The 24,496-nt window shown below is 59.8% G+C and carries 21 protein-coding genes; 14 read left to right on the forward strand and 7 right to left on the reverse strand.

Annotated features, from left to right (window positions below):
• The first annotated feature begins 37 nt into the window (after positions 1 to 37).
• Entirely contained in the window at positions 38 to 928 is an 891-nt protein-coding gene (locus tag AABM55_RS15405; RefSeq protein ID WP_054597441.1) for a LysR family transcriptional regulator, read from the forward strand.
• A gap of 57 nt (positions 929 to 985) precedes the next feature.
• Here the strand turns inward: AABM55_RS15405 and AABM55_RS15410 are convergent, their stop codons facing one another.
• Positions 986 to 1,873 carry a LysR substrate-binding domain-containing protein gene (locus AABM55_RS15410; RefSeq protein ID WP_347926806.1) on the reverse strand — a complete coding sequence of 296 codons (888 nt, stop codon included), beginning with the start codon at positions 1,871 to 1,873 and terminating at the stop codon, positions 986 to 988.
• 249 nt (positions 1,874 to 2,122) lie between these two features.
• Here AABM55_RS15410 and AABM55_RS15415 point away from each other — a divergent pair, with 249 nt between their 5' ends.
• From AABM55_RS15415 to AABM55_RS15450, 8 genes are all read left to right on the forward strand, one after another.
• Positions 2,123 to 3,241 carry an ABC transporter ATP-binding protein gene (locus tag AABM55_RS15415; protein WP_347926808.1) on the forward strand — a complete coding sequence of 373 codons (1,119 nt, stop codon included), beginning with the start codon at positions 2,123 to 2,125 and terminating at the stop codon, positions 3,239 to 3,241.
• 15 nt (positions 3,242 to 3,256) lie between these two features.
• On the forward strand, positions 3,257 to 4,177 hold the full coding sequence (locus AABM55_RS15420; protein WP_054597444.1) for an ABC transporter permease: 921 nt from the start codon (positions 3,257 to 3,259) through the stop codon (positions 4,175 to 4,177).
• On the forward strand, positions 4,174 to 4,983 hold the full coding sequence (locus AABM55_RS15425) for an ABC transporter permease (protein WP_162491293.1): 810 nt from the start codon (positions 4,174 to 4,176) through the stop codon (positions 4,981 to 4,983). The genes AABM55_RS15420 and AABM55_RS15425 overlap by 4 nt, the downstream gene beginning before the upstream one ends.
• Before the next feature lie 27 nt (positions 4,984 to 5,010).
• A complete protein-coding gene (locus tag AABM55_RS15430; protein WP_054597446.1) occupies positions 5,011 to 6,057 on the forward strand; it encodes an extracellular solute-binding protein in 1,047 nt (348 codons plus the stop codon).
• Between the two features lie 61 nt (positions 6,058 to 6,118).
• Positions 6,119 to 7,570: an amidase gene (locus tag AABM55_RS15435; RefSeq protein ID WP_347926810.1), complete on the forward strand. Its 1,452-nt coding sequence runs from the start codon at positions 6,119 to 6,121 to the stop codon at positions 7,568 to 7,570.
• A 114-nt stretch (positions 7,571 to 7,684) separates the two neighbouring features.
• Positions 7,685 to 8,347 (forward strand): carbonic anhydrase, encoded by a 663-nt coding sequence (locus tag AABM55_RS15440; protein ID WP_347926812.1) that lies wholly within the window; start codon positions 7,685 to 7,687, stop codon positions 8,345 to 8,347.
• A 34-nt stretch (positions 8,348 to 8,381) separates the two neighbouring features.
• Complete coding sequence (gene cynS, locus AABM55_RS15445) at positions 8,382 to 8,852, forward strand: cyanase (protein WP_054597449.1); 471 nt, start codon at positions 8,382 to 8,384, stop codon at positions 8,850 to 8,852.
• Positions 8,853 to 8,961: 109 nt separating this feature from the next.
• Positions 8,962 to 9,153 carry a hypothetical protein gene (locus AABM55_RS15450; protein ID WP_054597450.1) on the forward strand — a complete coding sequence of 64 codons (192 nt, stop codon included), beginning with the start codon at positions 8,962 to 8,964 and terminating at the stop codon, positions 9,151 to 9,153.
• Between the two features lie 70 nt (positions 9,154 to 9,223).
• Here AABM55_RS15450 and AABM55_RS15455 read toward each other — a convergent pair whose 3' ends face one another.
• The 6 genes from AABM55_RS15455 to AABM55_RS15480 all read right to left on the reverse strand — a co-directional run bounded on the left by AABM55_RS15455 (position 9,224) and on the right by AABM55_RS15480 (position 17,465).
• A complete protein-coding gene (locus AABM55_RS15455) occupies positions 9,224 to 9,577 on the reverse strand; it encodes a DUF1428 domain-containing protein (protein ID WP_054597451.1) in 354 nt (117 codons plus the stop codon).
• Between the two features lie 110 nt (positions 9,578 to 9,687).
• Positions 9,688 to 10,980: a HAMP domain-containing sensor histidine kinase gene (locus AABM55_RS15460; protein WP_347926815.1), complete on the reverse strand. Its 1,293-nt coding sequence runs from the start codon at positions 10,978 to 10,980 to the stop codon at positions 9,688 to 9,690.
• A gap of 26 nt (positions 10,981 to 11,006) precedes the next feature.
• Positions 11,007 to 14,084 carry an efflux RND transporter permease subunit gene (locus AABM55_RS15465; protein WP_347926817.1) on the reverse strand — a complete coding sequence of 1,026 codons (3,078 nt, stop codon included), beginning with the start codon at positions 14,082 to 14,084 and terminating at the stop codon, positions 11,007 to 11,009.
• On the reverse strand, positions 14,081 to 15,274 hold the full coding sequence (locus AABM55_RS15470; RefSeq protein WP_347926818.1) for an efflux RND transporter periplasmic adaptor subunit: 1,194 nt from the start codon (positions 15,272 to 15,274) through the stop codon (positions 14,081 to 14,083). Before AABM55_RS15470 ends, AABM55_RS15465 begins: the two co-directional genes overlap by 4 nt.
• Positions 15,271 to 16,671, reverse strand: coding sequence for an efflux transporter outer membrane subunit (locus tag AABM55_RS15475; protein ID WP_347926820.1), 1,401 nt, complete (start codon positions 16,669 to 16,671; stop codon positions 15,271 to 15,273). Before AABM55_RS15475 ends, AABM55_RS15470 begins: the two co-directional genes overlap by 4 nt.
• Before the next feature lie 104 nt (positions 16,672 to 16,775).
• Positions 16,776 to 17,465: a response regulator transcription factor gene (locus tag AABM55_RS15480; RefSeq protein ID WP_347926822.1), complete on the reverse strand. Its 690-nt coding sequence runs from the start codon at positions 17,463 to 17,465 to the stop codon at positions 16,776 to 16,778.
• Positions 17,466 to 17,585: 120 nt separating this feature from the next.
• On the opposite strand from AABM55_RS15480, the gene AABM55_RS15485 reads away from it, so the two are divergent.
• From AABM55_RS15485 to AABM55_RS15505, 5 genes are all read left to right on the forward strand, one after another.
• Entirely contained in the window at positions 17,586 to 18,278 is a 693-nt protein-coding gene (locus AABM55_RS15485) for a response regulator transcription factor (protein ID WP_054597456.1), read from the forward strand.
• Positions 18,256 to 19,629, forward strand: a complete 1,374-nt coding sequence (locus AABM55_RS15490; RefSeq protein WP_347926823.1) for a HAMP domain-containing sensor histidine kinase — start codon at positions 18,256 to 18,258, stop codon at positions 19,627 to 19,629. The genes AABM55_RS15485 and AABM55_RS15490 overlap by 23 nt, the downstream gene beginning before the upstream one ends.
• Positions 19,630 to 19,982: 353 nt before the next feature.
• The gene (locus tag AABM55_RS15495) at positions 19,983 to 20,606 is read left to right on the forward strand and encodes a histidine phosphatase family protein (RefSeq protein ID WP_173859982.1); all 624 of its coding nucleotides are present in this window, start codon (positions 19,983 to 19,985) and stop codon (positions 20,604 to 20,606) included.
• A gap of 529 nt (positions 20,607 to 21,135) precedes the next feature.
• A complete protein-coding gene (gene arnT / locus AABM55_RS15500; RefSeq protein WP_347926825.1) occupies positions 21,136 to 22,785 on the forward strand; it encodes a lipid IV(A) 4-amino-4-deoxy-L-arabinosyltransferase in 1,650 nt (549 codons plus the stop codon).
• 156 nt (positions 22,786 to 22,941) lie between these two features.
• Positions 22,942 to 24,477, forward strand: a complete 1,536-nt coding sequence (locus AABM55_RS15505; protein ID WP_347926827.1) for a glycosyltransferase family 39 protein — start codon at positions 22,942 to 22,944, stop codon at positions 24,475 to 24,477.
• Positions 24,478 to 24,496 lie beyond the last annotated feature (19 nt).

Consider the following 24,496-nt stretch of genomic DNA (forward strand, 5'->3'; position numbering starts at 1 on the left):
TTACTGACATCACATTCATCCCTCGACAGGTGCCATTGTGGACATCAAGCAACTCAAATTCCTGATCGCCCTGGAACAGACTCGACATTTCGGACAGGCCGCTGCGCGCTGCCACATTACTCAGCCGACGCTGTCCATGCGCTTGCGCAATCTTGAGGATGAACTGGGCCTGGAACTGGTCACTCGAGGCCAGCGTTTTGAAGGTTTCACCCAGGCCGGTGAACGCGTGCTGGCCTGGGCGCGAACACTGCTCGCCGCACATGACGGGCTATTTGCTGAGGCGGCTGCGTGTCGCGGTCAGTTAGTCGGCAATTTGCGCCTGGGCCTGGTGCCTCTCAGCGGCTTTAATCCGATCAGCTACGTTCAGGAGCTTTCCCGTACATTCCCGGAGCTCAAGTTCAGTCTGTCATCGATGAGCTCGGACCAAATAATCGAAGGGATTGGTAACAACCAACTGGATCTGGGCATCTGTTATCTCGATCACGTGAATTCCAACTATCTGGATTTTTTCGAAATTGGAGAAACCCGCGTCGGCTTGCTGTACGACACGCGCCACTTCCATTTCGAAGGAACGGAAATGAGCTGGGAAGACGCTGCCGAGCTGCCATTGGGGATGATTAGCAATGGCATGCACTATCGGAAATCCATTGACCTGAGTTTTCGTAGCCGTGGGCTGGACCCACAGCCAATACTCGAAACCGATTCGACGTATCAGTTGTTCCAGGCGATTCACGACGGTTTTTGCTGCTCGATCATGCCGCTGGGCAGTGGCCTGGAAAACCCTATCGAGAATCTGGCCTTTATCAACCTTCCAGATGCAAGTGTTCTCGCGCCCCTGGGTCTGGTGATGCGCAAAACCGAACCTCGCTCGGCCATTGCCGAGAAATGTTTTGCTGAAGCCCTGAAGCTGTTTGCTGCAAAGAGCTGATTCGAGGGTTTGGCACACGCCCACTGCATTGACCGTGCAGTGGGTTCTCAAGCGCCTTCAATCGCTAAACTCGCGTCCCAACTCGGTCGTCAGCCACTGGATGAACCACTGCGCATCCGCCGACAGTTCAGCCGACGGTGTCAGCACCCGGTAGCTTTCCAGCTTTACCTGTTCTTCAAGCACCCGCACCAGTGTGCCGGCCTTGAGCTCTTCGCGCACCAGCACTTCATTCGCCAGCGCAATGCCTTGCCCGCTTTCCGCCACCGACAGCGCGTGGTCGTTGTTGACGTACAACACGTCCGAGGTGAGGTGAACATCCAGGCCATTGGCGGCGAACCACATGTTCCACCACTCGCCGTCGAAGTGAATCAGGTTGTGTTTCAGCAGATCGGCGAGGCAGGTGATCGGTTCGATGCTGGCGAGGTAGCCCGGCGTACAGATCGGAAACACCCGCGGGCAGATCAGGGTGGCTCGGGAATGGGCGTACTCCCCATCAAGGCCATAGACAATCCCCAGGTCAGCGGTCTTGCCGTCGACATCGGTGAACGTCGAGTTGGGTTCGATGGCGAACTTCAATCCAGGGCGAAGACGCCGCGCAGCTTCCAGCCTTGGGGTCAACCAGCGTTTGGCGAAACCCGGCACTACCATGATTCGCAGCCATCGTTCGGAGTCTTTGGGTTGCAACTCCCGCCCTGCCTCGATGATCAACTGCAATGCTGAAGCGATCTTGCAGTGGTACTTCTCGCCGGCACTGGTCAGCGTGACACCACGCGAGGTGCGCTCAAACAGTTGGGTCCCCAGCCACTCCTCCAACAGCTTCACATGTCGGCCAATGGCTGGCTGAGTCACGTGCAGCGACTTCGAGGCTTCGACGTAGCTGCCCAAGCGGGCAGCAGCATCAAAGGCACGCACCGCGTTAAGCGGTGGCAAACGGTGGTCAGGCATGGCTTGGGACGCCTTTTGCTATTAAATTATTTAACAGGTGCTATGTTAAAATTGAAGTTTCGCCCCCGCAACCCCTCACTGATAATCGACCCACTAAAGAACAACAAGAATCTCCAAAGAGCCCGACGAAGCGGCTCGCTGCACACCCGAACAGATCTCGATCCTGCCCAAAAAAATAATATCCATGGCCTGACGGCACGGCTGTTTGCAGCATACCGGCACAGGCGATGGGGGAATCGGAGGTAACGCATGAATGCCCTGCATTCGCTGCAAACGCTGGCTGTGTCAATTCGCGCTGTACGCAAAGTCTACGGTGATCCTCACAGTGGTCCGGTGGCGCTGAAAAGCATCGACCTGGATATCCGCGACAACGAGTTCTTCACCCTCCTCGGCCCTTCGGGCTGCGGCAAAACCACTCTCCTGCGAATGATCGCCGGGTTCGAATTTCCGACCCAGGGCGAGATCCTGCTCTATGGCGAAAACATCGCCGACCGCCCGCCCTACCAGCGTCCGGTCAATACGGTGTTCCAGCACTACGCGCTGTTTCCGCACATGACCATTGCCGAGAACCTGGCATTCGGCCTTGAGTCCCACCCGATGGGCAAGGTCTTGAGCAAGGCGCAGATCGCCGAACGAGTGCGCGAGATGCTGGCGCTGGTGCAAATGGAACGCTTCGCCACGCGGCGCCCGACGCAACTGTCCGGCGGCCAGCAACAACGAGTCGCCCTGGCCCGGGCCCTGGCGCCCCATCCTAAAGTGCTGCTGCTTGACGAGCCGCTCTCGGCGCTTGACCTCAAACTGCGCCAGGCCATGCGTGAAGAGTTGAAGGCGATTCAGGCGAAGACCGGCATCACCTTTATCTTCGTCACTCACGATCAGGAAGAAGCCCTGACCATGTCCGACCGCATCGCCGTGTTGTCCGAAGGTGAGGTGCAGCAGGTTGGCCGTCCAGAGGATATCTACGAACGTCCGCGCAATCGCTTCGTCGCGGACTTCATCGGCGAGACCAACTTCATCGAAGGCACGGTCACCCATGTCGAAGCAGGCTTGGCCTGGTTCGCCGGGCCGGCGGGTCACCCGCTCCCCGCTCAACCCTGCAGCGACGTAAACGTGGGCGCAACGGTGGCGCTCTCGGTGCGTCCCGAGCGCCTGCATCTGTTGCCCGCCGACACTACCGGCGCCTTGCCGTGCCGGATCGATGCGCAAATCTACCTCGGCACCGACCTGCAATATCAGGTCAGCCTGAACGACGGTTCACGTCTGACGGTGCGCACGCCCAACAGCGTCGACCAAAGCCTGCGCTTTGCTGTCGGCAGCCAGGCCGGCCTGCTGTTCGACCGCGGTAGCGCCAGTGTCCTGCTGGATTGAGCACGAGGGTTTGTCATGCACGTTCTACCGATATCCAACACCCTGGCACGACGTAAAGCCTTTGGCAGTTTTCTCGGGGTCACTCCGGCACTGCTCGCGATCGGCCTGTTTCTGATCGTGCCGATCCTGATCGTCATCGGTTATTCGCTGATGGAAGCCAACCCCTATGGCGGGGTCAACAAGGTCTTCAGTAGCGATGCCTACACTTCCCTGCTGTTCGAGCGACAACTGGATGACAGCCTGGCTTTCGCCGATTCCTACCTGATCATCGCCCTGCGCTCGATTGGCCTCGCCGGGCTGACAACCGTGATTACCTTGTTGATCGGCTTCCCGGTCGCGGTCTGGCTGGCGATGCAACCGGCACACCGGCGCGGGCTGCTGATTTTCCTGATCACCGTGCCGTTCTGGGCCAACCTGCTGATTCGCACCTACGCCTGGATTCTGCTGCTGCGCAACACCGGGGTCATCAACAACAGCCTGATGGGACTCGGCATTATCGATCAGCCGCTGCAGTTGCTCTATACCGACGGCGCAGTGCTGCTGGGGCTGGTTTACACCTACGCGCCGTTCGTGGTGCTGCCGATCTACGCGACCCTGGAAAAGATGGACATCCGCCTGCTGGAAGCGGCGCAAGACCTCTACGCCGGACGTTGGCGAACGCTGGTCAAAGTCGTGCTGCCGATCGCCAAACCGGGGATTTTCGCTGGCGCCATCCTCACCTTCGTACCGTGCCTGGGGGCGATGATTGCCCCGGAGCTGCTCGGTGGCGGGACCAAAATGATGCTTGGCAACCTGATCTTCCGGCAGTTCAGCGATGCGCGGAACTGGCCGTTCGGGGCCGCCCTGTCGCTGGTGCTGATGGCGGCGGTGATGCTGGTGTTGACCGTGTATGCCCTGCGTGCCGAGCGCCAGCGCATCGCCAAGGGAGGTGAATAATGCAGCGTCTATTCAAGCGAACCGGCCTCAGCGTTCAGGACTTTCCGGGCTTCGGCGGTTTCAGTTTTCTGTTCTACCTGTACCTCTATGCGCCGATCGTGGTGCTGGTGGTGTTCTCGTTCAACGCCAACCAGTCGGCTACGGTCTGGACCGGCCTGAGCCTGGACTGGTACCGCGCCGCATTTGCCAATCAGGCCTTGCGCCAGGCCGCCGGCAACAGCCTGCTGATTGCGGTCTGCGCGAGCATGATCGCCACCGCGATTGCCACCCTCGCCGCGCTCGGCACCTCGCGGGGCGCGAAGTTCAAAGGCATGCAACTGTCGATGGGCGCAATCATGCTGCCGCTGGTGTTGCCGGAGATCGTGGTCGGCGTCGCCACCCTGGCGCTGTTTTCTACGGTCGGCCTGTCGCTGGGGTACGGCAACCTGATCATCGCTCATACGGTGTTCTGCATTCCTTTCGCCTACCTGCCGATCCGCGCACGGCTCAATGACATGGACCTGTCGCTGGAGCAAGCCTCGGCCGACCTGTACGCCGGCCCCTGGCGGACCTTTCGCAAGGTCACGCTACCGCTGTTGATGCCGGGGATCGTCTCCGGGTTGATGCTGGCCTTCATCGTCTCGCTGGATAACTTCGTGATTTCGATGATGGTCGCCCAGGCCGGTACCACGACCTTGCCAATCTTCATCTTCGGCCTGTTGCGCATGGGCGTGACACCCGACGTCAACGCCGTTTCAACGCTGATCCTCGGCGTCTCGGTGTTGTTCGTCAGCCTGTCTTATCTGCTGGGCAAAAAGAAAACCTGAACCTTCCAAACACCGTGGGGAATAAGTATGAGCAAGTTGATTGCAAGCATCGGCACCTCGTTGTTACTGACATTGCCACTGACGATGGCCGGCAGCGTTCAGGCCGCGGAAAAACTCAACGTGGTGAGCTGGAGTGGCTACTTCTCGCCAGAGATTCTTGCCAAGTTCCAGAAGCAGACCGGCATTGAAGTCACGGTGGACTCCTACGATTCCAACGAAACCCTGCTGGCCAAGCTCAAACAGGGTGGCGCCGGTTATGACGTGGCGATTCCTTCGCACCAGTTTGTGCCGATCCTGATCAAGGAACAGTTGCTGGAACGCTTCGACCCGGTCAAGGAGCCCTATTACGCGAATGTCGTCGACAACCTGAAAAAGCCTACCTGGGACCCGGAAGGCGCGTATTCGGTGCCCTTCATCTGGGGCACCACCAGCGTAGTGTTGAACACCGAGCGTTATAAAGGCCCGGCCGACAGCTACAAGGTGCTTTATGAACCGCCGACTGAGCTGCAAGGACGGATCAATATGTTCGACTCGGTCAGCGACGTGGTGGACATGGCCAGCCTGTACCTGAACATTCCGCTGTGCAGTGAAGACCCGAAGCAGATGCAGCAAGTGCTGACCCTGCTCAAGGCGCAAAAACCGTTCATCAAAACCTACAGTTCCAAGGCCGGTTCGATCCGCGAGAACCTGGCCTCGGGTGAAATCGACATGTCGACCTTCTGGGGCGGTTCGTCGATGCGGGCGCGGGAGATGAAACCGAGCCTGAAATACCTCTACCCGAAAGAAGGCGTGCTGGCCTGGGTCGACAACATGGTCATTCCCAACGGCAGCAAGAATCCGGCGAATGCCAAGGCCTTCATCGCCTTCCTCAGCCAGCCTGAAAACGCTGCAATGACCCAGAACTTCCTCAAGCACCAGAGTCCGATCAAGGGCGTGGAGCCGTTCCTCGACGCCGGTCTCAAGGACGCGCCGGAACTGCACATCCCGGCAGGCACCCAGGTGGTCTTCAGCAAGACCTGCGGTGAAGGCGCGATCCGCCTGGCCGACCGCCTGTGGACCAACCTGATGCGTTGATCCTTACCGCCCCGCTGGTGCAGCGGGGCGTTTCTCCAGTCGTCTACAAGGCAGTGTCGCAATGACTTCAACTCCTATCAGCGAACTGGTCCTGCTAAAGGCCCATGAACTCGCCGACTGCATTCGCCTGCGTCAGGTCTCCTGCCGGGAGGTGATGCAGGCTTACCTGAGCCACATCGAGCGCTTCAACCCGTGGGTCAATGCGCTGATCAGCCTGCAAGCGCCGGAAGACCTTCTGGCCCAGGCCGACCAGCGCGATGCCGAACTCGCAAGCGGCCTGTACCGTGGCTGGATGCACGGTCTGCCTCACGCGATCAAGGATCTGTCGCTGACGCGTGGCATTCGCACCACCTTCGGTTCACCGCTGTTCGAGGATTTCCTGCCCGACCGCGACGGCATCATGTGCGAGCGGATCAAGGCGGCCGGGGCAATCATTATCGGCAAGACCAACACCCCGGAATTCGGCCTCGGTTCGCAAACCTACAACCCGCTGTTCGGTGCCACCGGCTGTGCCTACGACCCGAGCAAAACCGCCGGCGGCAGCAGTGGCGGTGCCGCCTCGGCGCTGGCCATGCACCTGGTGCCGGTGGCCGACGGTAGCGACATGATGGGTTCGTTGCGCAATCCGGCGGCGTTCAACAATGTCTTCGGTTTTCGCCCGTCCCAGGGCCGGGTGCCCTTCGACGACAGCGCCGACCTGTTCATCGACCAGCTCGGCTATGAAGGCCCCATGGGCCGCTGCGTTCGCGATGCGGCGTTGCTGTTGTCGGTCCAGGCCGGCGCCGATGCTCGCGCACCGCTGTCGATCGCCGAGTCCGGTGCCGCGTTCGCGGCTCCGCTGGAGCGTGATTTCAGCGGCATACGCCTGGGTTGGCTCGGTGATTTCAACGGTTATCTGCCGATGGAAAAAGGCATTCTCGATCTGTGTCAAAAGGCCTTCACCGACTTCGAGAGCCTGGGCTGCAGCATCGAGCCGGCCTCTGTCGACTTCGCCCCGGAACAGCTCTGGAACAGCTGGCGCACGTTGCGGCACTGGATGGTCGCCGGCTCCCTCGGCGGCGCCTACGCCAACCCGAGTCAACGCGCACGGCTGAAAGAGGAAGCATGCTGGGAAGTGGAAAACGGGCTCAGGCTCTCTGCCAGCGACGTGTTCGCCGCCTCGGTGGCACGCAGTCATTGGTATCGCGCCATCAGTAAACTGTTCGAACGCTTCGACTACCTGCTGCTGCCGACTGCCCAGGTCTTCCCGTTCGACAAAAACCTCCCTTGGCCAACCTCCATCGAAGGCGTGAGCATGGACACCTATCACCGCTGGATGGAGGTGGTGATTCCCGGCACCCTCTCTGGCTGTCCGGTGGCAAACGTACAAGTAGGTTTTAACCGGAACGGCCTGCCCATGGGGCTGCAAATCATCGGCAAACACCAGGCTGACTTCGCGGTGCTGCAGCTTGCCCATGCCTACGAACAGGCGAGCCGCTGGTTCGAGCGCTGCCCTTCGCCGCTATTAAAATAAGAAAACCCTTCCAACTATAGGATCAGCCTATAAAAACTATAAGTCATCGATCTTGGACGCTATAGCTGTGCGCGTTCATTCTTTCAGCCAACCACAACGGCAAGGTACTTCACCATGAAAGAGTTGATCGATGGCTTCCTCAAGTTTCAGCGTGAAGCGTTTCCACAGCGCTCCAGCCTGTTCAAGCACCTGGCCTCTACCCAGTCACCTAAAACACTGTTCATTGCCTGCTCCGACAGTCGAGTCGTGCCGGAGTTGCTGACTCAGCAAGAACCCGGCGAACTGTTCGTGATTCGCAATGCCGGCAACATCGTGCCGTCCTACGGGCCCGAGCCTGGCGGTGTCTCCGCCGCGGTCGAGTACGCCGTTGCCGTACTGGGCGTCACCGATGTGGTGATCTGCGGGCACTCCGATTGCGGTGCGATGACCGCCATTGCCCAGTGCAAATGCCTGGACCACTTGCCCGCCGTCGCCAATTGGTTGCGCTACTCCGAAGGCGCCAAGGTGATCAATGCCGGCCGTCCTCACAGCAGTGACGAAGCGCGCCTGACCTCACTGGTCAAAGAGAACGTCATTGCTCAACTGGCCAATCTGCAGACTCATCCCAGCGTTCGCCTGGCCCAGGAGCAAGGCGCGTTGAATCTGCACGGCTGGGTCTACGACATCGAAAGTGGCGGCATCGACGCGCTCGACGGTGTCTCTCGGCAATTTGTATCGATTGCCGATTTCCCGGACACCTGCGCCATGCCTGCCCGGGCTGTCGCCAACGTCGCTTGAACCACACACCCCATCAATCCGCAGGAGAAGCACCATGCAACAGTCCCATGCTTATCAAGACCCAACGCTGGCCCTGACCGGCAAAATCCTCGAAGCCAAGGCCCGCAAGGACCTGTCCTGGGAAAACCTGACCGAAGGCACCGGCCTGAGCCTGCTCTACGTCACGGCTGCCCTGCTCGGCCAACACCCGCTGCCGGAAGCGGCCGCCAAAGTAGTGGTCCAGCACCTGGGCCTGGACAACGACGCCGTCGCCCAATTGCAGACCATCCCGCTTCGCGGCTCGCTTGCCAGCGGCGTGCCGACCGACCCGACCATCTACCGCTTCTACGAGATGATCCAAGTGTACGGTACCGCCCTGAAGTCGATTGTTCACGAGCAGTTCGGTGACGGCATTATCAGCGCCATCAACTTCAAGATGGACATCAAGAAGGTCGAAGATCCCGAAGGTGGCTCCCGCGCGGTGATCACCCTGGACGGAAAATTCCTGCCCTACAAACCGTTTTAAGCTGACGAACGTGGGCTGGCATTAATCTGCCGGCCCACTCAAAACGCATTTCTGGCACCTCCAGTCATCCACGTTATAGTTGAAGGGACCCAAACCGCGTGGAGGGGCTATGCGCCAGATTGTCAGCAAGGAACCCTGGTGGGCTGAACCGCCGAAGCCTGGGCAAGATGAGTCCGAACTGGAGTGGGGTTGGCTGGTCACCTACAACGAGGGCGAGCCGCGTTTCGAGTTCGTGAAAGAGCGACCAACGGAGAACGAAATCCGTAATCGCAAGAGCTGCCGAATCACCCTTCCGGAATAACTGGCACGCCATCCGGGGCGGGCCTGCATCCTTTTCAGGCCCGTCTGACATCTGGATGTTGCGACACACTTCACACGTTTACGATCATCTCGAAGCCGCCGAAGATCATCCGTTGACCATCGAAAGGCATTGAGTTGTCCAGTGATTGAAGCCTGGGGTCGTCCATGAACTTCTTCATACCGGTGTCGCGCGTCTGACGGTCCGGCCAGATGATCCACGAGAACACCACGGTCTCGTCTTCCTTGAGTTTCACCGCCATCGGGAACGAGGTCAGTTTGCCTTGAGGCACATCGTCGCCCCAGCATTCCGTCACGCTCAGCGCGCCGTTTTCCTTGAAAATACCGGCCATGAACTCGGCGTGCTGCTTGAATTTATCGCGGTTGGCGGTGGGTACGGCGGCAACAAAGCCATCGACATAGGACATGATCACTCTCCTCTTTGAAATGCGTCATCGATTTACCGGTTAGTCGATCTGCAAGAGTGCAAATCGACCGGCCTGTCAGGCGAACCGACCAACGGACATTTCCGCTCTGGCTAGAGCAGGAGTTGCTTCTGACGCTCTGCCAGGTCCACGGCGAAATGGCAGCCGTGGGGTTCGCGGGTGGTGAGTTCAACTCGCCAGTTCTGGTTGGTGCAGATCCGCTGAACCAGCGACAGCCCCAATCCCAGCCCTTCGCCCCGGTGTTCGTCGCCCCTGACAAAGGGCTGGAACATCGCATGGCGTTTTTCCTCCGGAATGCCGATACCGCTGTCTTCCACGCTGAAGCCATGATCTCGCAGGGTCAGGCGAATGAAGCCATGATCAGTATAGTGCCAGGCGTTGCGCAGCAGGTTGCCCATCACCGATTGCAGGAACGTCAGGTTGTAGTAGCTGTTTGAGGTCTGCTCGTCGAGGTAGATGAACTCCAGGCCTTTTTCCCGGATCAGCCTGCCCCAAATCTCCGCCAACGCATCGGCGACCTCTTTCAAGGAGGCGTTGCCACCGTTAGTGGAGTCGTTGTCCCGGTCACGCGCGAGCATCAGGAACGTGTCAACCAGCTGTCGCATTTCATCGCTGGCCCTGGCAATACGGCTGACCTGGGCCATCGAGCGCTGATCCAGGGCACGATTGCTCAACAACAGCTCACAGGAACTGGCGAGCACCATTAACGGCGTTCGCAATTCGTGGCTGACATCGCTGGTGAAGAGTTTTTCCCGGCCCAGCGCCTCGCGCAGTCGGCCCAGGGTTTGATCAAAGGACATCGCCAGCTCGCCGACCTCGTCGACGGCATACTCCGGCGCCAGCGGTGGCGCGAGTTCCAGTAGCTGATCACGGTGACGCACCTGACGCGCCAAACGGACCACCGGGGCCATGACGCGTCGCGCCAGCAGCCAGCCCAACAGAATCGCCAGCAGAATGCTCAACGCGAACCCGACAATCACCACCGCGTACAGCACGCGTTCGCGTTGTTCATGGCTTCGCTGATCTTTCAGCAGGACGTATTGGCGACCTTCGACCACCTTCACCATGGCGTAGTAGTCCTCACCGCCAAAGACGATTTCCTGAAACCCCGGCCGCAGCGCCTTGAGCTGTTCGTCCGGGGTCATTTCACCCAGTCCGCCCTCAAAGAAAAACAGCTCGTCTTTTTCCGGTCGATGGGTCCAGTCATCAGTGTTGTCCATCAGCAGCAAGCGTTGCAGCCCGCCGCTCAGGCTGGTGGTGGTGAGTTTTCTTTCAACGATATGCACGGTCGCGACAATGCCAACCGCAAAGACCCCTGCGACAAACGCAGTCATCAGTGCGAAAACAATCACAATCCTCTTGGTCAGGCTTTGTTTGGAATCCATGTCTTTCCAGTGTTTGAATGCCGACGTCACACCTTGATGTCCTGCGCGACGAGTTTTTGGCTGCGCCGCCGACGCTCAAACCAAAGGTAGACGACCGGGGTGGTGTACAACGTCAGGATCTGCGAGACCGCCAGGCCGCCGACAATAGCAATGCCCAATGGCTGGCGAAGCTCCGAGCCGGCACCGTGGCCGAACGCCAATGGCACCGCGCCGAGCAGTGCCGCAAGCGAGGTCATCAGGATCGGCCGCAAGCGCAACAGGCACCCTTCGCGCACGGCGTCTCTGGCAGACAAGCCACGCTGCTGGGCCGACAGCGTGAAGTCAACGATCATGATCGCGTTCTTCTTGACGATGCCAATCAGCAAAATAATGCCGATCATCCCAAGGACCGACAGGTCCTGTCCACAGAGCATCAGTGCCAGCAGTGCACCGAACCCGGCGGACGGCAGAGTCGAGATGATCGTCAACGGGTGAATCGCGTTCTCGTAGAGCACGCCCAGCACGATGTAGACGGTCAGAATCGCCGCCAGAATCAGCCAGGGTTGTGATTTCAACGAGTCCTGGAACGCCTGGGCGGTGCCCTGGAAACTGCCGACGACAGAGTCTGGCATCGCCACCGCCAAAGACGCCTGGTTGATCGCACTGACCGCATCGCTCAGGGCTTGGCCGGGCGCCAGGTCAAACGACAGGGTAATGGCCGGGAATACCCCTTGGTGGTTGATGATGATCGGCACCTGTTTGGTCTTGATGCTCGCCAACAGATTCAATGGCACCAGGGTTCCGGAGCTGGCGCGCACGTATAAGTGCTCCAGCGTGGTCGTGGACGTCTGCCAGTGCGGGTCCAGTTCGAGAACCACGTGGTTCTGGTCGAGTTGGGTGAACATCGTCGCGACCTGACGCTGCCCGAAGGCGTCGTACAGCACATCGTCGATGGCCTGCACCGTCACGCCCAGACGGGCGGCCGTGGCACGGTCGATCACCAGGGTTGCCTGAGCAATGGCCTGTTGCTGGTCAGAGGTCACATGTTGCAGTTGCGGCAAGCGCTTGAGTTTTTCCAGCAGCACCCCGCTCCAGTGATCCAGCTCTGCGCTGTCCGGGTCCTGAAGGGTGTACTGATACTGGGTTTTACTGGCGCGGCCACCGATCTGGATGTCCTGGTTAGCCTGCAAGTAGACCTTGACCCCGGATAGCTGATCGAGCGCTGGTTGCAAACGACTGATCACCTTTTGGGCACTGTCGGTGCGCTCGCCGAACGGCTTGAGGTTGATCATCACCTTGCCCTGGCTGACCGTCGGGTTCGGGCCGATCCAGAAATACACCTTGGCCACCGCTGGGTCATGACCAACGACTTCAGCGACACGGTTGACCTGTTCACGCATGGCCATCGGCGAAATATCGGCAGCGGCTTCGGCAACGCCCTGGATCAGGCCGTTGTCCTGCTGCGGGAAGAAGCCCTTGGGAATGCTCACGTACAATACTGCGGTCGCCAATAGCGTGGCCAATGCCACGCCGAGGGTCAGACGCTGATGGTCGAGCACCCAGTCGAGGCTGCGGCGATAGCCATTGTGCAAGCCAGTGAACGCCCGCTCGCAAGCCTGGGCGAAACGCCCCTCCTCGCTCTCGGCATGCGGTTTGAGCAGCCAGGCACACAGCATCGGGGTGATCGCAAGCGAGACGATACAGGACATGATGATCGCCACGCTGACCGTGACTGCGAACTCGCGCATCAAGCGCCCGACGATCCCTGACATCAACAGGATCGGCAAGAACACCGCGATCAACGACACCGTCATCGAGACAATGGTGAACGCCACTTCGCGCAAACCATCGACCGCCGATTGCAGGCGCGACTTGCCCATCTCCAGATGGCGCACGATGTTTTCCATCACCACGATAGCGTCGTCCACCACGAAGCCGACCGCAATGGCCAGGCCCATGATCGACAGGTTATCGAGGCTGTAGCCGAGCAAATACATCACGCCGAAGGTCGACACCAGCGACAGCGGAATGGTCAGGCTGGGGATCAGCGTGGCGGTGGCCTTGCGCAGGAACACGAAGATCACCACGACCACCAGGGCAATCGACAACAGCAAGGTGAATTGCATGTCGTTGACCGAGGCTTCAATGGTCTGGGTACGGTCGCCGACCACCTGAACCTGCACGTCGCGAGGCAACGACGCGGTCAGTTCGGGCAACTTCGCCTTGATCGTGGCGATGGTCGACAGCAGGTTGAAACCCGGTTGTTTGTGAATGTCGACGATCACTGTCGGCTCGCCGCCCAACTGCGCGGCTTGCTGGGTATCTTCGGCACCGGCGATTACCCGACCAAGGTCACCGAGCTTGATCGGCATGCCGTTTTTATAGGCAATCACTTGATCCCGATAATGCTGTGGGTCGAGCATCTGGTCGGTCGCGCCGAGCGTGACGGAACGGGTCTGCCCGTCAAGGGTGCCCTTGGGCTGATCGACGGTACTGACGCCGATCACGCTGCGCACGTCTTCCAGGCTCAGGCCGCGTGCGGCCAGCGCATCCGGGTCGATCTGAATCCGCACCGCCGGTTTTTGCTCACCGTGGAAATCCACCAGGCCGACGCCGGGCATCTGCGACAAACGCTGGGCAATGTAGTTGTCCGCGTAACGGTCGAGTTCGGGCAGCGTGCGCGTCGGTGAGGTCACCGCCAGTGACAACACCGTCCCTTCCGCCGGGTTGACCTTGTTGAAGGTCGGCGTACTGGTCATGGTCTTCGGCAGGTTCGGGGTCGCGGTGTTGATCGCGGTCTGCACATCCTGCGCCGCGCCGTCGATGTTCCGTGACAGGTCGAACTGCAACACCACCTGGGTCTTGCCGGCCGCGCTCGAGGAGGTCATCGAGGTGACTTGCGGAACGGCGGCAAAGGCTCTTTCCAGAGGCGTCGCGACCGACGAAGCCATGGTCTCGGCGCTGGCCCCGGAGAGTTTGGCGGTGACCTGAATGGTCGGGAAATCCACCGTAGGCAGTGGTGCCACCGGCAACTGGAAGTACGCGAAAGCACCCAGCAACATCACCCCAAGCGCCAACAGGCTCAGGCCCACGCGCCGTTGAATCAGTCCGGCGAGCCCTTTCATCGTGCGCTCTCCACTGGCGTGGCAACCGCCAGTGCAGCGGCTTCGTCAGCCTTGATCGGTGCGACTTTGACGCCTGGCGCAATGCGTGACTGGCCTTGCACGACAACCGTTTCTCCGGCGGCCAATCCCTGACGAATCCACTGCTTGCCATCGACCACTGCGGCCGCATCGACCTGACGTGGTTGCACCCGTTGATCGGCGCCGACTACATAGACGAAGTTGCCCTGACGACCGAACTGCACGGCATTGGCCGGCACCACCGTGACGTCCTGGTGGGTGCTGACCAGCAAGCGTGCGCTGACCAATTCGCCAGGCCACAACTGGTTGCCACTGTTGTCGAACTCGGCCTTCAACTGGATCTGACCGCTCGCGGCGGCGACCTGGCTGTCAATGAAGCTCAGACGGCCGCGAGCGATTTCCTGATGGCCATCGCGGGTCATGGCGACCACTTGCAAGGCGCCCTTGGCGTTTTCTTCAAGGATCTGCGGGAGTTCGTCCTGGGAGACGGCGAAGGCCACCGAGATCGGGTTCATCTGGGTAATGGTTACCAGCCCCGTGGCTTCCGCACCGTGGGCGATGGCACCGACGTCCAGCAAGCGCTGGCCGGTACGCCCGGTCAGCGGCGCCTTGACCTGGGTGAATTCCAGTTGCAGGCGCGCGGTGTCGAGTGCCGCCTGGTCGGCCTGCACCGTGGCCTGTTGCGCTGCCAGTTCGGCGCGATAGGTGTCGACATCCTGAGTCGGCCCGGCCTTGGCGGCCGCCAGTTTGCTGGCCCGGTCCAGGCTCACCCGCAGGTTGGCCAGTTGCGCTTGATCCTTGGCCACCAGCGCTTGCGCCTGAGCCACCTGAGCCTGGTAAACCCGTGGATCGATCACCGCCAGCAGACTGCCGGCGTTCACGGTCTGGCCTTCCTTGAACAAGACTTTCTGCAACTCGCCATCCACCCGGACGCGCACATTGACGCTGTTGAGCGGCTGGACATTGCCAATCGCACTGAGCCAGATCGGCAGGTCCTGTTGGCTGACTTGCGTCAGTTGCACCGGCACGGCGGCTGCCTCGGTTTTGGCCGGTGCCGCGTGAGCCCGCTTGACCCACTGAAATCCACCTGCACCTGCGCCCAACAGGAGAATCAGTAGCGCCCAGGAGAGTGCTCGATGGCGAGGGTTCGCAACGCGTTGCTTGGCATTCATGGGTGTGACGCCTGAGAAGGAGAAAGGGAAGCGATGGCGTCGGGCGTGAAATCGCCGCCCAGCGCCCGGAACAAACCGACGGCGGCCTGCAGGTGTTGCAGGCGCACCTGCAGCAGCGTGTCTTCGGCCTGATACTGGGTGCGCTCGACGATCAACAAAGTCTGGAAGTCGGTGGAGCCCAGCCGATATCGAACCTGCGCCAACCTGGCGGCCTCGCGGGCGGAATCCACTGCGGCCTGATTCAAGGCAAAGCTTTTATCCAGTTCGCGGGTGGCGCTCAGTTGGGTTTCGACATCTTGCAGCGCCTCGATCACTGACTCGCGGTAGCTGGCGGTCAGTTCCTGCACGTGGGCCTGATCAACGTGCAATTGACCCGTGAGCTGGCCGCCGGTGAACACCGGTTGGGCCAAGGTGCCGACGACGCTCCAGATGTTGCCGCCAGCAATGGTGTCGATACCGCCAATCAGGTCCAGCGACAGATTCGGCAAGAACGCCGCACGGGCGCCCCCGACATCGAAGTTGGCCGAGACCAGTCGCGCTTCGGCTGCTTGCACATCGGGCCGTTGGCGCAGCAGGCCGATCGGCAATCCAGCGGACGGACGCGGCATCTGCAAGCCCTCAAGACCAGAGTTTTTCAGGTGAAAACCTTGTGGCGTCTCGCCCACCAGTACCGCCAATTGGTAGAGCGCCAGATCGCGCTGCTGACGCAAAGGTGGCATCGCCGCCTGAAAGGTTTGCAGGGCGTTGCGTTGCTGCGCCACTTCAAGATTGGACACGGCGCCCTGGCTGGCCTGGACTTCGACCAGATCGAGTACCTGCTTGGCGTCATCGGCAATCGACTGGGCCAGGCGCAGCTGTTCTTCCAGCGACAAGACCTGGAAGTAGCTGTCGGCGATGCTCGCCCCCAGACTCATGCGCAGGGTTTGCGCGTCGAACACACTGGCATTGGCCAGCGCGTCGGCAGAGTCCGCGGCTGCGCGCTGTTTGCCCCAGAAGTCCAGCTCGTAGGTCGCTTGGGCGAACACGCTGCTTTTCTTGGTGGTGCCGTAATTATTCTGACGCTGGACATTGCCGCCCAGCGTCAGCGTCGGATATTGCCCGGCGCCGACCACCTGAGCCGAAGCGCGGGCCTCTTCGATGCGGCTGGCCGCGGCTTTAAGGGTGTAATTGGCCGAGAGGCCGCGGGTGATCAGGTCATTTAGTTCAGCGCTGTGGAATTCGCTCCACCACTGCCCTCCCCGTGCCGCGGTCGTTTGCCCGGCGCCATTCCAGTTTGCCGCCAGCGGCAACTCCGGTTGATGGTAGGCGGGCACCATCGAGCAACCACCGAGCATCAATACGCCCAGCAGCACCGATATTGATAAAAAGTTACGCCTCGGTGAGGTTGCAACTGACATTGGCACGCGATCTCCGGCTGAAACGTTTGTGGAGCCTGTCCACGAATCAGCCGAAGATAGCCAACAGCGCCTTGCAGAGCGTTCGCCTGCAGGTAAACTTTTATTTAATCGGGCTCGCGACGGCCCTGAAAGCTGTAACCCGCCCCCGGAATGGTCTTGATCAGCGAGTACTCGAAACCTTCGTCAAGTTTGCGCCGCAGACGATGGATATGTTTGTCGATGACATTGTCGTTGGGGTCGAAGGTGTAATCCCAGGCGCTGTCGAGCAGCATGTCGCGGGTGACCACCTGACCGCTGTGGCGCATGAGTTTTTCCAGCAGCAACGCCTCACGCTGTTGCAAGACAATGCTACGGCCTTGACGCACCGCCGTACGCGTCGCGCAGTCGAGTTCGAGTTCGCCGACCTGCAGCTTGCGCCCTGCCGCACTTGGTTGATCGGCGCCGCGAAGCAAGGCATCGAGGCGCGCGAGGACCTCGGCGAATGCGTAGGGTTTTGCCAGGTAATCGTCGCAACCGGCTTGCAGGCCTTCGACCTTTTGCGCGGTGGTCGACTGAGCACTGAGCATCAACACCGGGATACGCAGGCCGCGACTGCGTATCGCCCGCACCAGGGCGATACCGTCGAGCCCCGGCAGGCGCCGGTCGACAATCAACGCGTCATGAATCCCTTCCAGGGCCATGGCCAGTCCATCGTTGCCGTCTTCGGCGACATCCACTACATGCCCGCTTTCCGTCAGCCCACGCAGCAGGTAGGTAGCGGTCTGGGCATCGTCTTCAACGACTAGAATGCGCAAGGAGCTTTCTCTCTTAACAGGAACCTAAACTTTTATTTATCCGGCGGCGACGTTGGCGTCTTCCTGGGTTTGACACACTATGCCATCTCTCCACTCGTTCAAGTGACCGGTTCAACTCCCATGACCCATGTTCTGGTCGTCGAAGACGACAGCTCCACCGCCCGCGAAATTGAAGCAGCCCTGCAGGACCACGGGTTTACCGTCACGTGCGTGAACAATGGCCGCGACGGTTTGCTCAAAGCCCTCAGCGAGCCCTTTGATCTGATCGTGCTCGACCGGATGCTGCCGGGCGGCATCGATGGGCTGGGCGTATTGACCGCCTTGCGAGCGGCGAGCGTGAGTACGCCGGTGTTGATCCTCAGTGCCCTGAGCGCGCTGGATGAGCGTGTTCGAGGCTTGCGCGCCGGTGGCGATGACTACCTGACCAAGCCTTTCGAATTCATCGAGCTGACCGCACGGCTGGACGCCTTGAGCCGTCGCCGTGCCGAACCCGCCACCCGCGAGCCGGACAATCAACTGCGCGTCGGCAACCTGCACGTCGACCTGTTACGCCGCAGTGTGCGCCGTGGCGATCGAACCATCGACCTGGTTCCGCGTGAATACGCGTTGCTGGAACACCTGATGCGCAACGCCGAACAGGTGGTCACGCGCACCATGTTGTTTGAAGCCGTGTGGAATTACAGCTACGACGAGCGCACCAATGTCATCGAGGTGCATATCGGCCGCCTGCGTCGCAAGATCGACGCCGAAGGTGAACCCCAGATGATCCACACCATTCGGGGGGCCGGCTATGTTCTCCGTTCACCTGAGTGAGATTCCGCGCACCATCAGTTTTCGCACAGGCCTGATGTTCCTCGGGCTGTTCGGCTGCTCGTTTCTGGCGCTATTTGGCTACATTTACTGGCAGACCGCGTTTTACCTGAAGACCGAGGCCGACACTGCACTCTATCGTCAGGTAGAGAACCGCAGTCAGCAAACCCCGCAACTGCGGGAAGAGGAAATCCGCAAACACGCCATTTCAGACACAGAAGGCCGCCTGCCCCACAGTTTGTTCGATGAAAACGGCCAGTACATGGTCGGCGCCATTCATCAACTGCCAGCGTTCAAAAAATATGATCGCCCCGCCGAGTTCGACTGGCAAAAAACCAATGATCGCTCCCGTCCGGTGCGGTTTATCGTTCATAAACTGGAAGACGGCAAAACCTTGCTGGTCGCCCAGGACATGCATGATATCGGCGAGTTCGACGAACTTTTGGTTCATGCGCTGGTTTCCGGTGGGGTCCTGCTGCTGGTGGTCGGCCTGTTAGGGGCGATCGGCCTCGGCTACTCGGCACGGCGCCGTCTCGACAAGTTGAGCGACTCGATCAAAGGCATCATCGAGGGCGACTTGAGCAGCCGCTTGCCCACCCTGGGCAACAACGATGACATCGACCGCCTCGCCAACGTCGTCAACGGCATGCTCGATGAACTGGAACGCTTGATGAGCGAGGTCAAGGGCGTCTGTGACGACATCGCCCACGACCTGCGCACGCCCCTGACCCGGCTGATTGCCGGCCTTGAGCGCGCGCAACGGCGGGGTCTGCGCGAGGACGAATACGCCGCCAGCATTGATTCGGCCCTGACCGAGGCCAAGGGCCTGCTGCTGACGTTCCGTGCCTTGCTGCGCATTTCCGAAATTGAGGACAGCGCACGACGCAGCCACTTTGCGCCGGTCGATCTGAACCTGATTGGCGCCGATGCCACCGAACTCTACGAACCGCTGGCCGAGGAGCGCGGCATCAGCCTGGCGTTCCATGCCGGCGCGCAGCCAACGCTGATCGCTGGCGATGCGCAACTGCTGTTCGATGCCTGCTGCAATCTGCTGGATAACGCGATCAAGTTCTCACCCGACCATAGCAGCGTCAGTCTCAGCGTCATCAGCGACGCAACGGGCGTCGGTATTCGGGTAGTCGATAACGGTCCGGGAATTGCGGAAGACGAGCGCGAGGCGGTATTTCGCCGGCTCTACCGTTCAGAACTGAGCCGTCACACACCCGGCAACGGGTTGGGCTTGAGCATGGTGTCGGCCGTGGCGCGGTTGCACGACATGAAGCTTGCGGTCTACGACGCGGCCCCGGGTTGCCGAATCGATCTGCTGGGAAAACAGACTCACGAAACAGCTTGAAACAATCGGTCTCGGGCGGCTCTTGCCGCCTTCCCGACGACCTCACCCGAGGTCTTGGCGCAGGCGTCTTTGGTCGATGGCAATGCAATTAAAATCAAACAATTAGCTGTCGTTAAGGGTGGGTTAAGCGTTCCAGCGAAATTTTCACATTCGTTTCACTTATCCCCCACTTGCCCGCCTCTACATTGATCATCACAAATCGACCTTCAATGCTCGCGTTTTCCGTGAACTGTCTATCCTGACTGCTTGAACGGAATCGACATTCTTCGTCTCAATACGACTTACAGGTGAAAGGCGTGGTTAATACTGTATTACCCAAGGACTCGCCTAAACGAGCGGTCAAAAAACGGTTTCTGAAGGTCACGCTAGCGGCGTCGGCAGTGATAGTGGCCGCTCTGGTCACGGGGTTCACCTTGTGGCCCCGGTCTCCAGCGATGCTGGCGGAAAGTGATCACATGGCAACGGCTGGCGTATTCCAACACTGGCAGGCAGGCGATGTGGTGGTGCTGGTTCGACATGCCGAACGCTGCGATCAGTCGAAAAACCCGTGCCTGGGCCCGGCCGATGGCATTACCCAGGTAGGCAGCGCGGCATCGACGGACGTCGGCAAGGGGTTCAACGCCCTGGGCATGGACCATGCGGATGTGTTCAGCAGCCCGGCGACCCGCACGATGCAAACCGCGCAGTACATGTTTGGCAAAGAGGCGTCGAATCAGGAATGGCTGGCCCAATGTGGCAAGACCATGCGTGACGATGTGGTCGCACACAAAACGGCACATCGCAACCTGGTCCTGGTCACGCACAGCGGCTGTATCAGCGACTTCGAGAAACAAACCGGCTTCAAGCATGCTCCCACCAGTCAGTACACCAGTTCCCTGTTCGTTTCGGTGACGGCTGACGGGCAGCTGAAAGTGCTCGGCATTGTGAATTCCGGGGACTGGCCAGCCGTGCTTGATAAGCGATTCGCCAGCAAATAATACGGTTTGCCAGGACACGCCAGCGCTGTTAACGAACTCAAAAAATAAAGCCATTACGGCAGTTCGCCAGCGCTCGCGTACATTCGAAACAAATTGAATAACTTTATTTTTTTCAGCGAGTTACTGAAAATCCGGGGATTTCACGCTTGAATGCCTGTTTGGGGAAAATCCTCAATGGAAGACTCGACGCTCCACTTGTAGCATGCGGTGCCCGCTCACAGCGGCTCACTCACCTGCACCCGTCCAGTCCGCTGCCAGGAGGCCCAGGAATGTCATGCGTCGACTTTATCCTTTTGCCGAGTAATGCGGCCGGCTCGCCACAGCGATGCCTGCGCCCCTGCACGCGTCCTTGTTGAAGAAGACCGGCGCAGCATCGAACGTCGTAACCAAAACACCAAAAACCGAGCAACGTCTTCCGGTATCAAGGCCGTCCCATGAAGCGAAAAATAATACTCGTCACGTATCACTTTACTGATTGCTCACGCAGCAATCCGAACCGCCGAATGAAGTCGCAGGGAGCACGAGTCAAATGATCAAGCGCTGGGCTCTACCCTGCCTGTTATTGGCCTTCGGTCTGTTCTACCTGTTGCCGATGGTCGGCCACGGGCTATGGATTCCTGACGAACCCCGTTACGCGCAGATCAGTCAGGAGATGTTGCTGAGCGGTGACTGGGTGTCTCCGCACTTCATGGGCTTTCGCTACTTCGAGAAACCCATTGCCGGTTACTGGATGATCGCCATCGGTCAGGCGATCTTCGGCGAGAACCTGTTTGGCGTGCGTATTGCCTCGGCAGTCGCCACCGGGTTGAGTGTGTGGCTGGCATATCTGATCGCCCGTCGCCTGTGGAACGATCCGCGCAAAAGTTTCGCTGCCGCCCTGCTCTACATGAGCTTCGGCCTGATCGCCGGCCAGGCTGGCTACTCCAACCTCGATCCGCAGTTTACCTTCTGGGTCAACCTGAGCCTGGTTGCCCTGTGGTTTGCCCTGGATAACAAAACCCCACGCAGTAAACTCGGGGCCTGGGCGCTGCTCGGCTTCGCCTGCGGCATGGGTTTCCTGACCAAGGGCTTCCTTGCCTGGCTGTTGCCGGTGTTGATCGCACTGCCTTACATGATCTGGCAGAAGCGCTTTGGCGAACTGCTGCGCTATGGCCTCGTTGCGATGGTCGTCGCCATCATCGTCAGCCTGCCATGGGTACTGGCGATCAATAGTCACGAACCGGATTTCTGGCGGTTCTTCTTCTGGCACGAACACATTCGCCGGTTCGCCGCCGAAGATGCCCAGCACACCCGGCCGTGGTGGTTCTTCCTGCCAATCATGGTGGTTTCGAGCCTTCCGTGGGCAGCCCTGTTGCCCTCGACACTGGTTCAGGCCTGGAAAAACAAGACTCAGAACACCACCGGCTTCCTGTTGCTGTGGATGCTCCTGCCGCTGGTATTTTTCAGCCTGAGCAAAGGCAAGCTGCCGACCTACATTATGCCGTGCCTGCTGCCGCTGGCCTTGCTGATGGCCAGCACCCTGATCGATCTGGTGAGCGAGGCCCGTGGCCGGGCGATTCGTATCAACGGCCTGATCAACGTAACAATCGCGACGATTGCCCTGATTGTCCTGATCTATCTGCAGATCACCCGGCCGATCTTCGAAAACACCGAAATGTTCGCTATGTCGCTAGGCTTCATCGTGTTGGCCGGCTGGATCATCGCCAACGCCTTGCAAGCACTCCGGCCGCTGGTCTATTGGGCCGCTCCGGCGCTGGGTATCTGGCTACTGATCGCCTTGCTGCCAGCAGCCATGCCCGGCGTCATCGTCAACAGCAAAATGCCTGACCAGTTCATCGCCGAACATGTTCAGGAATTGAGCGAGACCACTTCGCTGCTGAGTAACGACCTGGGTGCGGCTTCGGCATTATCCTGGCGCCTGAAGCGCCCGCAAGTTGACCTGTACAACACTGTGGGTGAGTTGAAGTACGGTACCGATTTCCCTGAGGCAGCACACCGCAAAGTCGACATGAACAATGTCCAGCAGTGGATGACCGAAGCCCGTAAAAAGGGCTCGGTGGGTGTGGTCATGCGGGTGAAAAATGCCCTGGAAGAGCAGGAAGTCTTGCTGCTGCCAATCGACGGCAAGCACTACAAACGGGGCGAACTGGAGATCCTGATTTTCCCGAAACTGCCCTGACGATTCCTGATGCGCCGGTTTACCGGGTGACGATCTACAGATCGTCACCCGGCAAGTAGATGATCTGCATTTTCTGACCCCCGGCGCGCAGGTCGCGGCGCTCAAAGGCACGGCGCAATCCTGCTGCTGGCGGTCGAGACCGAAGGGAAATACCACATGAAGTCGCGGGAAACGGAAACACGCGCGCTGCTGATCCTGCTTGGGGTTTCAGCGTTACTCCTGTTATTGGGACTGGGCACTCGGGAACTTTGGGGCCCGGAAACCCGTTGGGCGAATATCACGCTGCAGATGCTGCAAAGCGATAACTACTTCGACCCGTACCTCATGGGCGGCTCCTATTACGACAAACCGCTGCCCTCCTACTGGTTGATTACCGCCACCACCTGGTTTACAGGCGGCCTGGGCCACTGGTCCTTACGTCTGTCTTCGGTGATTGCCGCCTGGCTGAGTGTCTGGCTGGTCTACTTGATCGGCGAGCAACTGTTTCGCAAAGGCACCGGTCTGATCGCCGGCTGGATGCTCGCAACCACCTTCTATTTCGTCTTTTGGGCCCGAGTCGCGACGGCTGACATTCTGACCGTCTGCGGTGTGCTGGCAGCAATCTGGTGGTACTGGCGCGGTCCGGACGACACGCGACTCGGGCGCTACTGCGTGTTCTTCCTGCTGCTGTCCGTAACCTCGCTGTTCAAAGGCCTGATCGGCTTTATCCTGCCCGGCCTGGTGCTGTTGCCGCATCTGCTGCAAGAAGGCCGCTGGAAACGTCACCTCAACCTGCGCCTGTGCGTCGCCCTGCTGGTTGCCGGCCTGGTCTATGCGGTGCCGTTCGTGTTGTCGAATATCTACGGCGCACCCACCTCCGCCCAGAGCGGTCTGGGGCTGGTCTTCCGGGAAAACGTGGTGCGGTTTTTCCAGCCGTTCGACCACATCGGGCCCATTTACACCTACCTGATCTACTTGCCGGTTTATACCCTGCCATGGGCACCGTACTGGGTGCTTGGGCTGTGGGTCGCGGCTCGTAACTGGCGCACACTCGAACCTAATGCCCGTTGGTTGATCTGGGGCCTGGGCTTGCTGTTCCTGTTCTTCACCGCCAGCGGTAGTCGACGCAGTTACTACGTTTTGCCGCTGGTACCATTTGCCCAACTGTTGGCGGCCTGGTGGGTCACCCGGCACATGGAAGAACGGCGCGCTGCCGGCAAAGCCGAAGGACGCGGCCTGAAGATCGGTTTTGGCGTCACCACGGCCCTGCTATTGCTGATCCTCGGGATTATCGTGCCCTGGAGCAACACCGGTGGCGGCGTCGTGCAATTCGGCAAGGACGTCAAGGCCCAGGCCAGCCTGATTGCGCCATGGAATCAATGGCGGATGGTGATGGTCGATGTCGACAACAAAGTCCCGATGTACCTGCAAAACGGCGGTGCGCCTTTCTACTACGTGCCCGAAAGCAAGGACTTCCCTCGCGAAGGCACCACCGCACAGTTCATGGCATGGCTGGAAAAGGACAGCGGCCAGCAGTGGAACCCGCAGCGCACCATCATTGTCGCGCACTACAAACGTGGCGATACGCTGCCGCTGAACTACCTCAGCGTCGACCACCAGGCCGTCGTCACGCAGCCAGACAACGGTGAACGGCTGATGCATCCGCGCTCGGATGCCAGCGTCGCCTTCATCCCCAACGCCCCCGCCCAATGAAAAATGATCGAGAGGCCCA

The sequence above is a fragment of the Pseudomonas helvetica genome, assembly GCF_039908645.1.
In the GTDB taxonomy this organism is placed as follows: Bacteria; Pseudomonadota; Gammaproteobacteria; order Pseudomonadales; family Pseudomonadaceae; genus Aquipseudomonas; species Aquipseudomonas helvetica.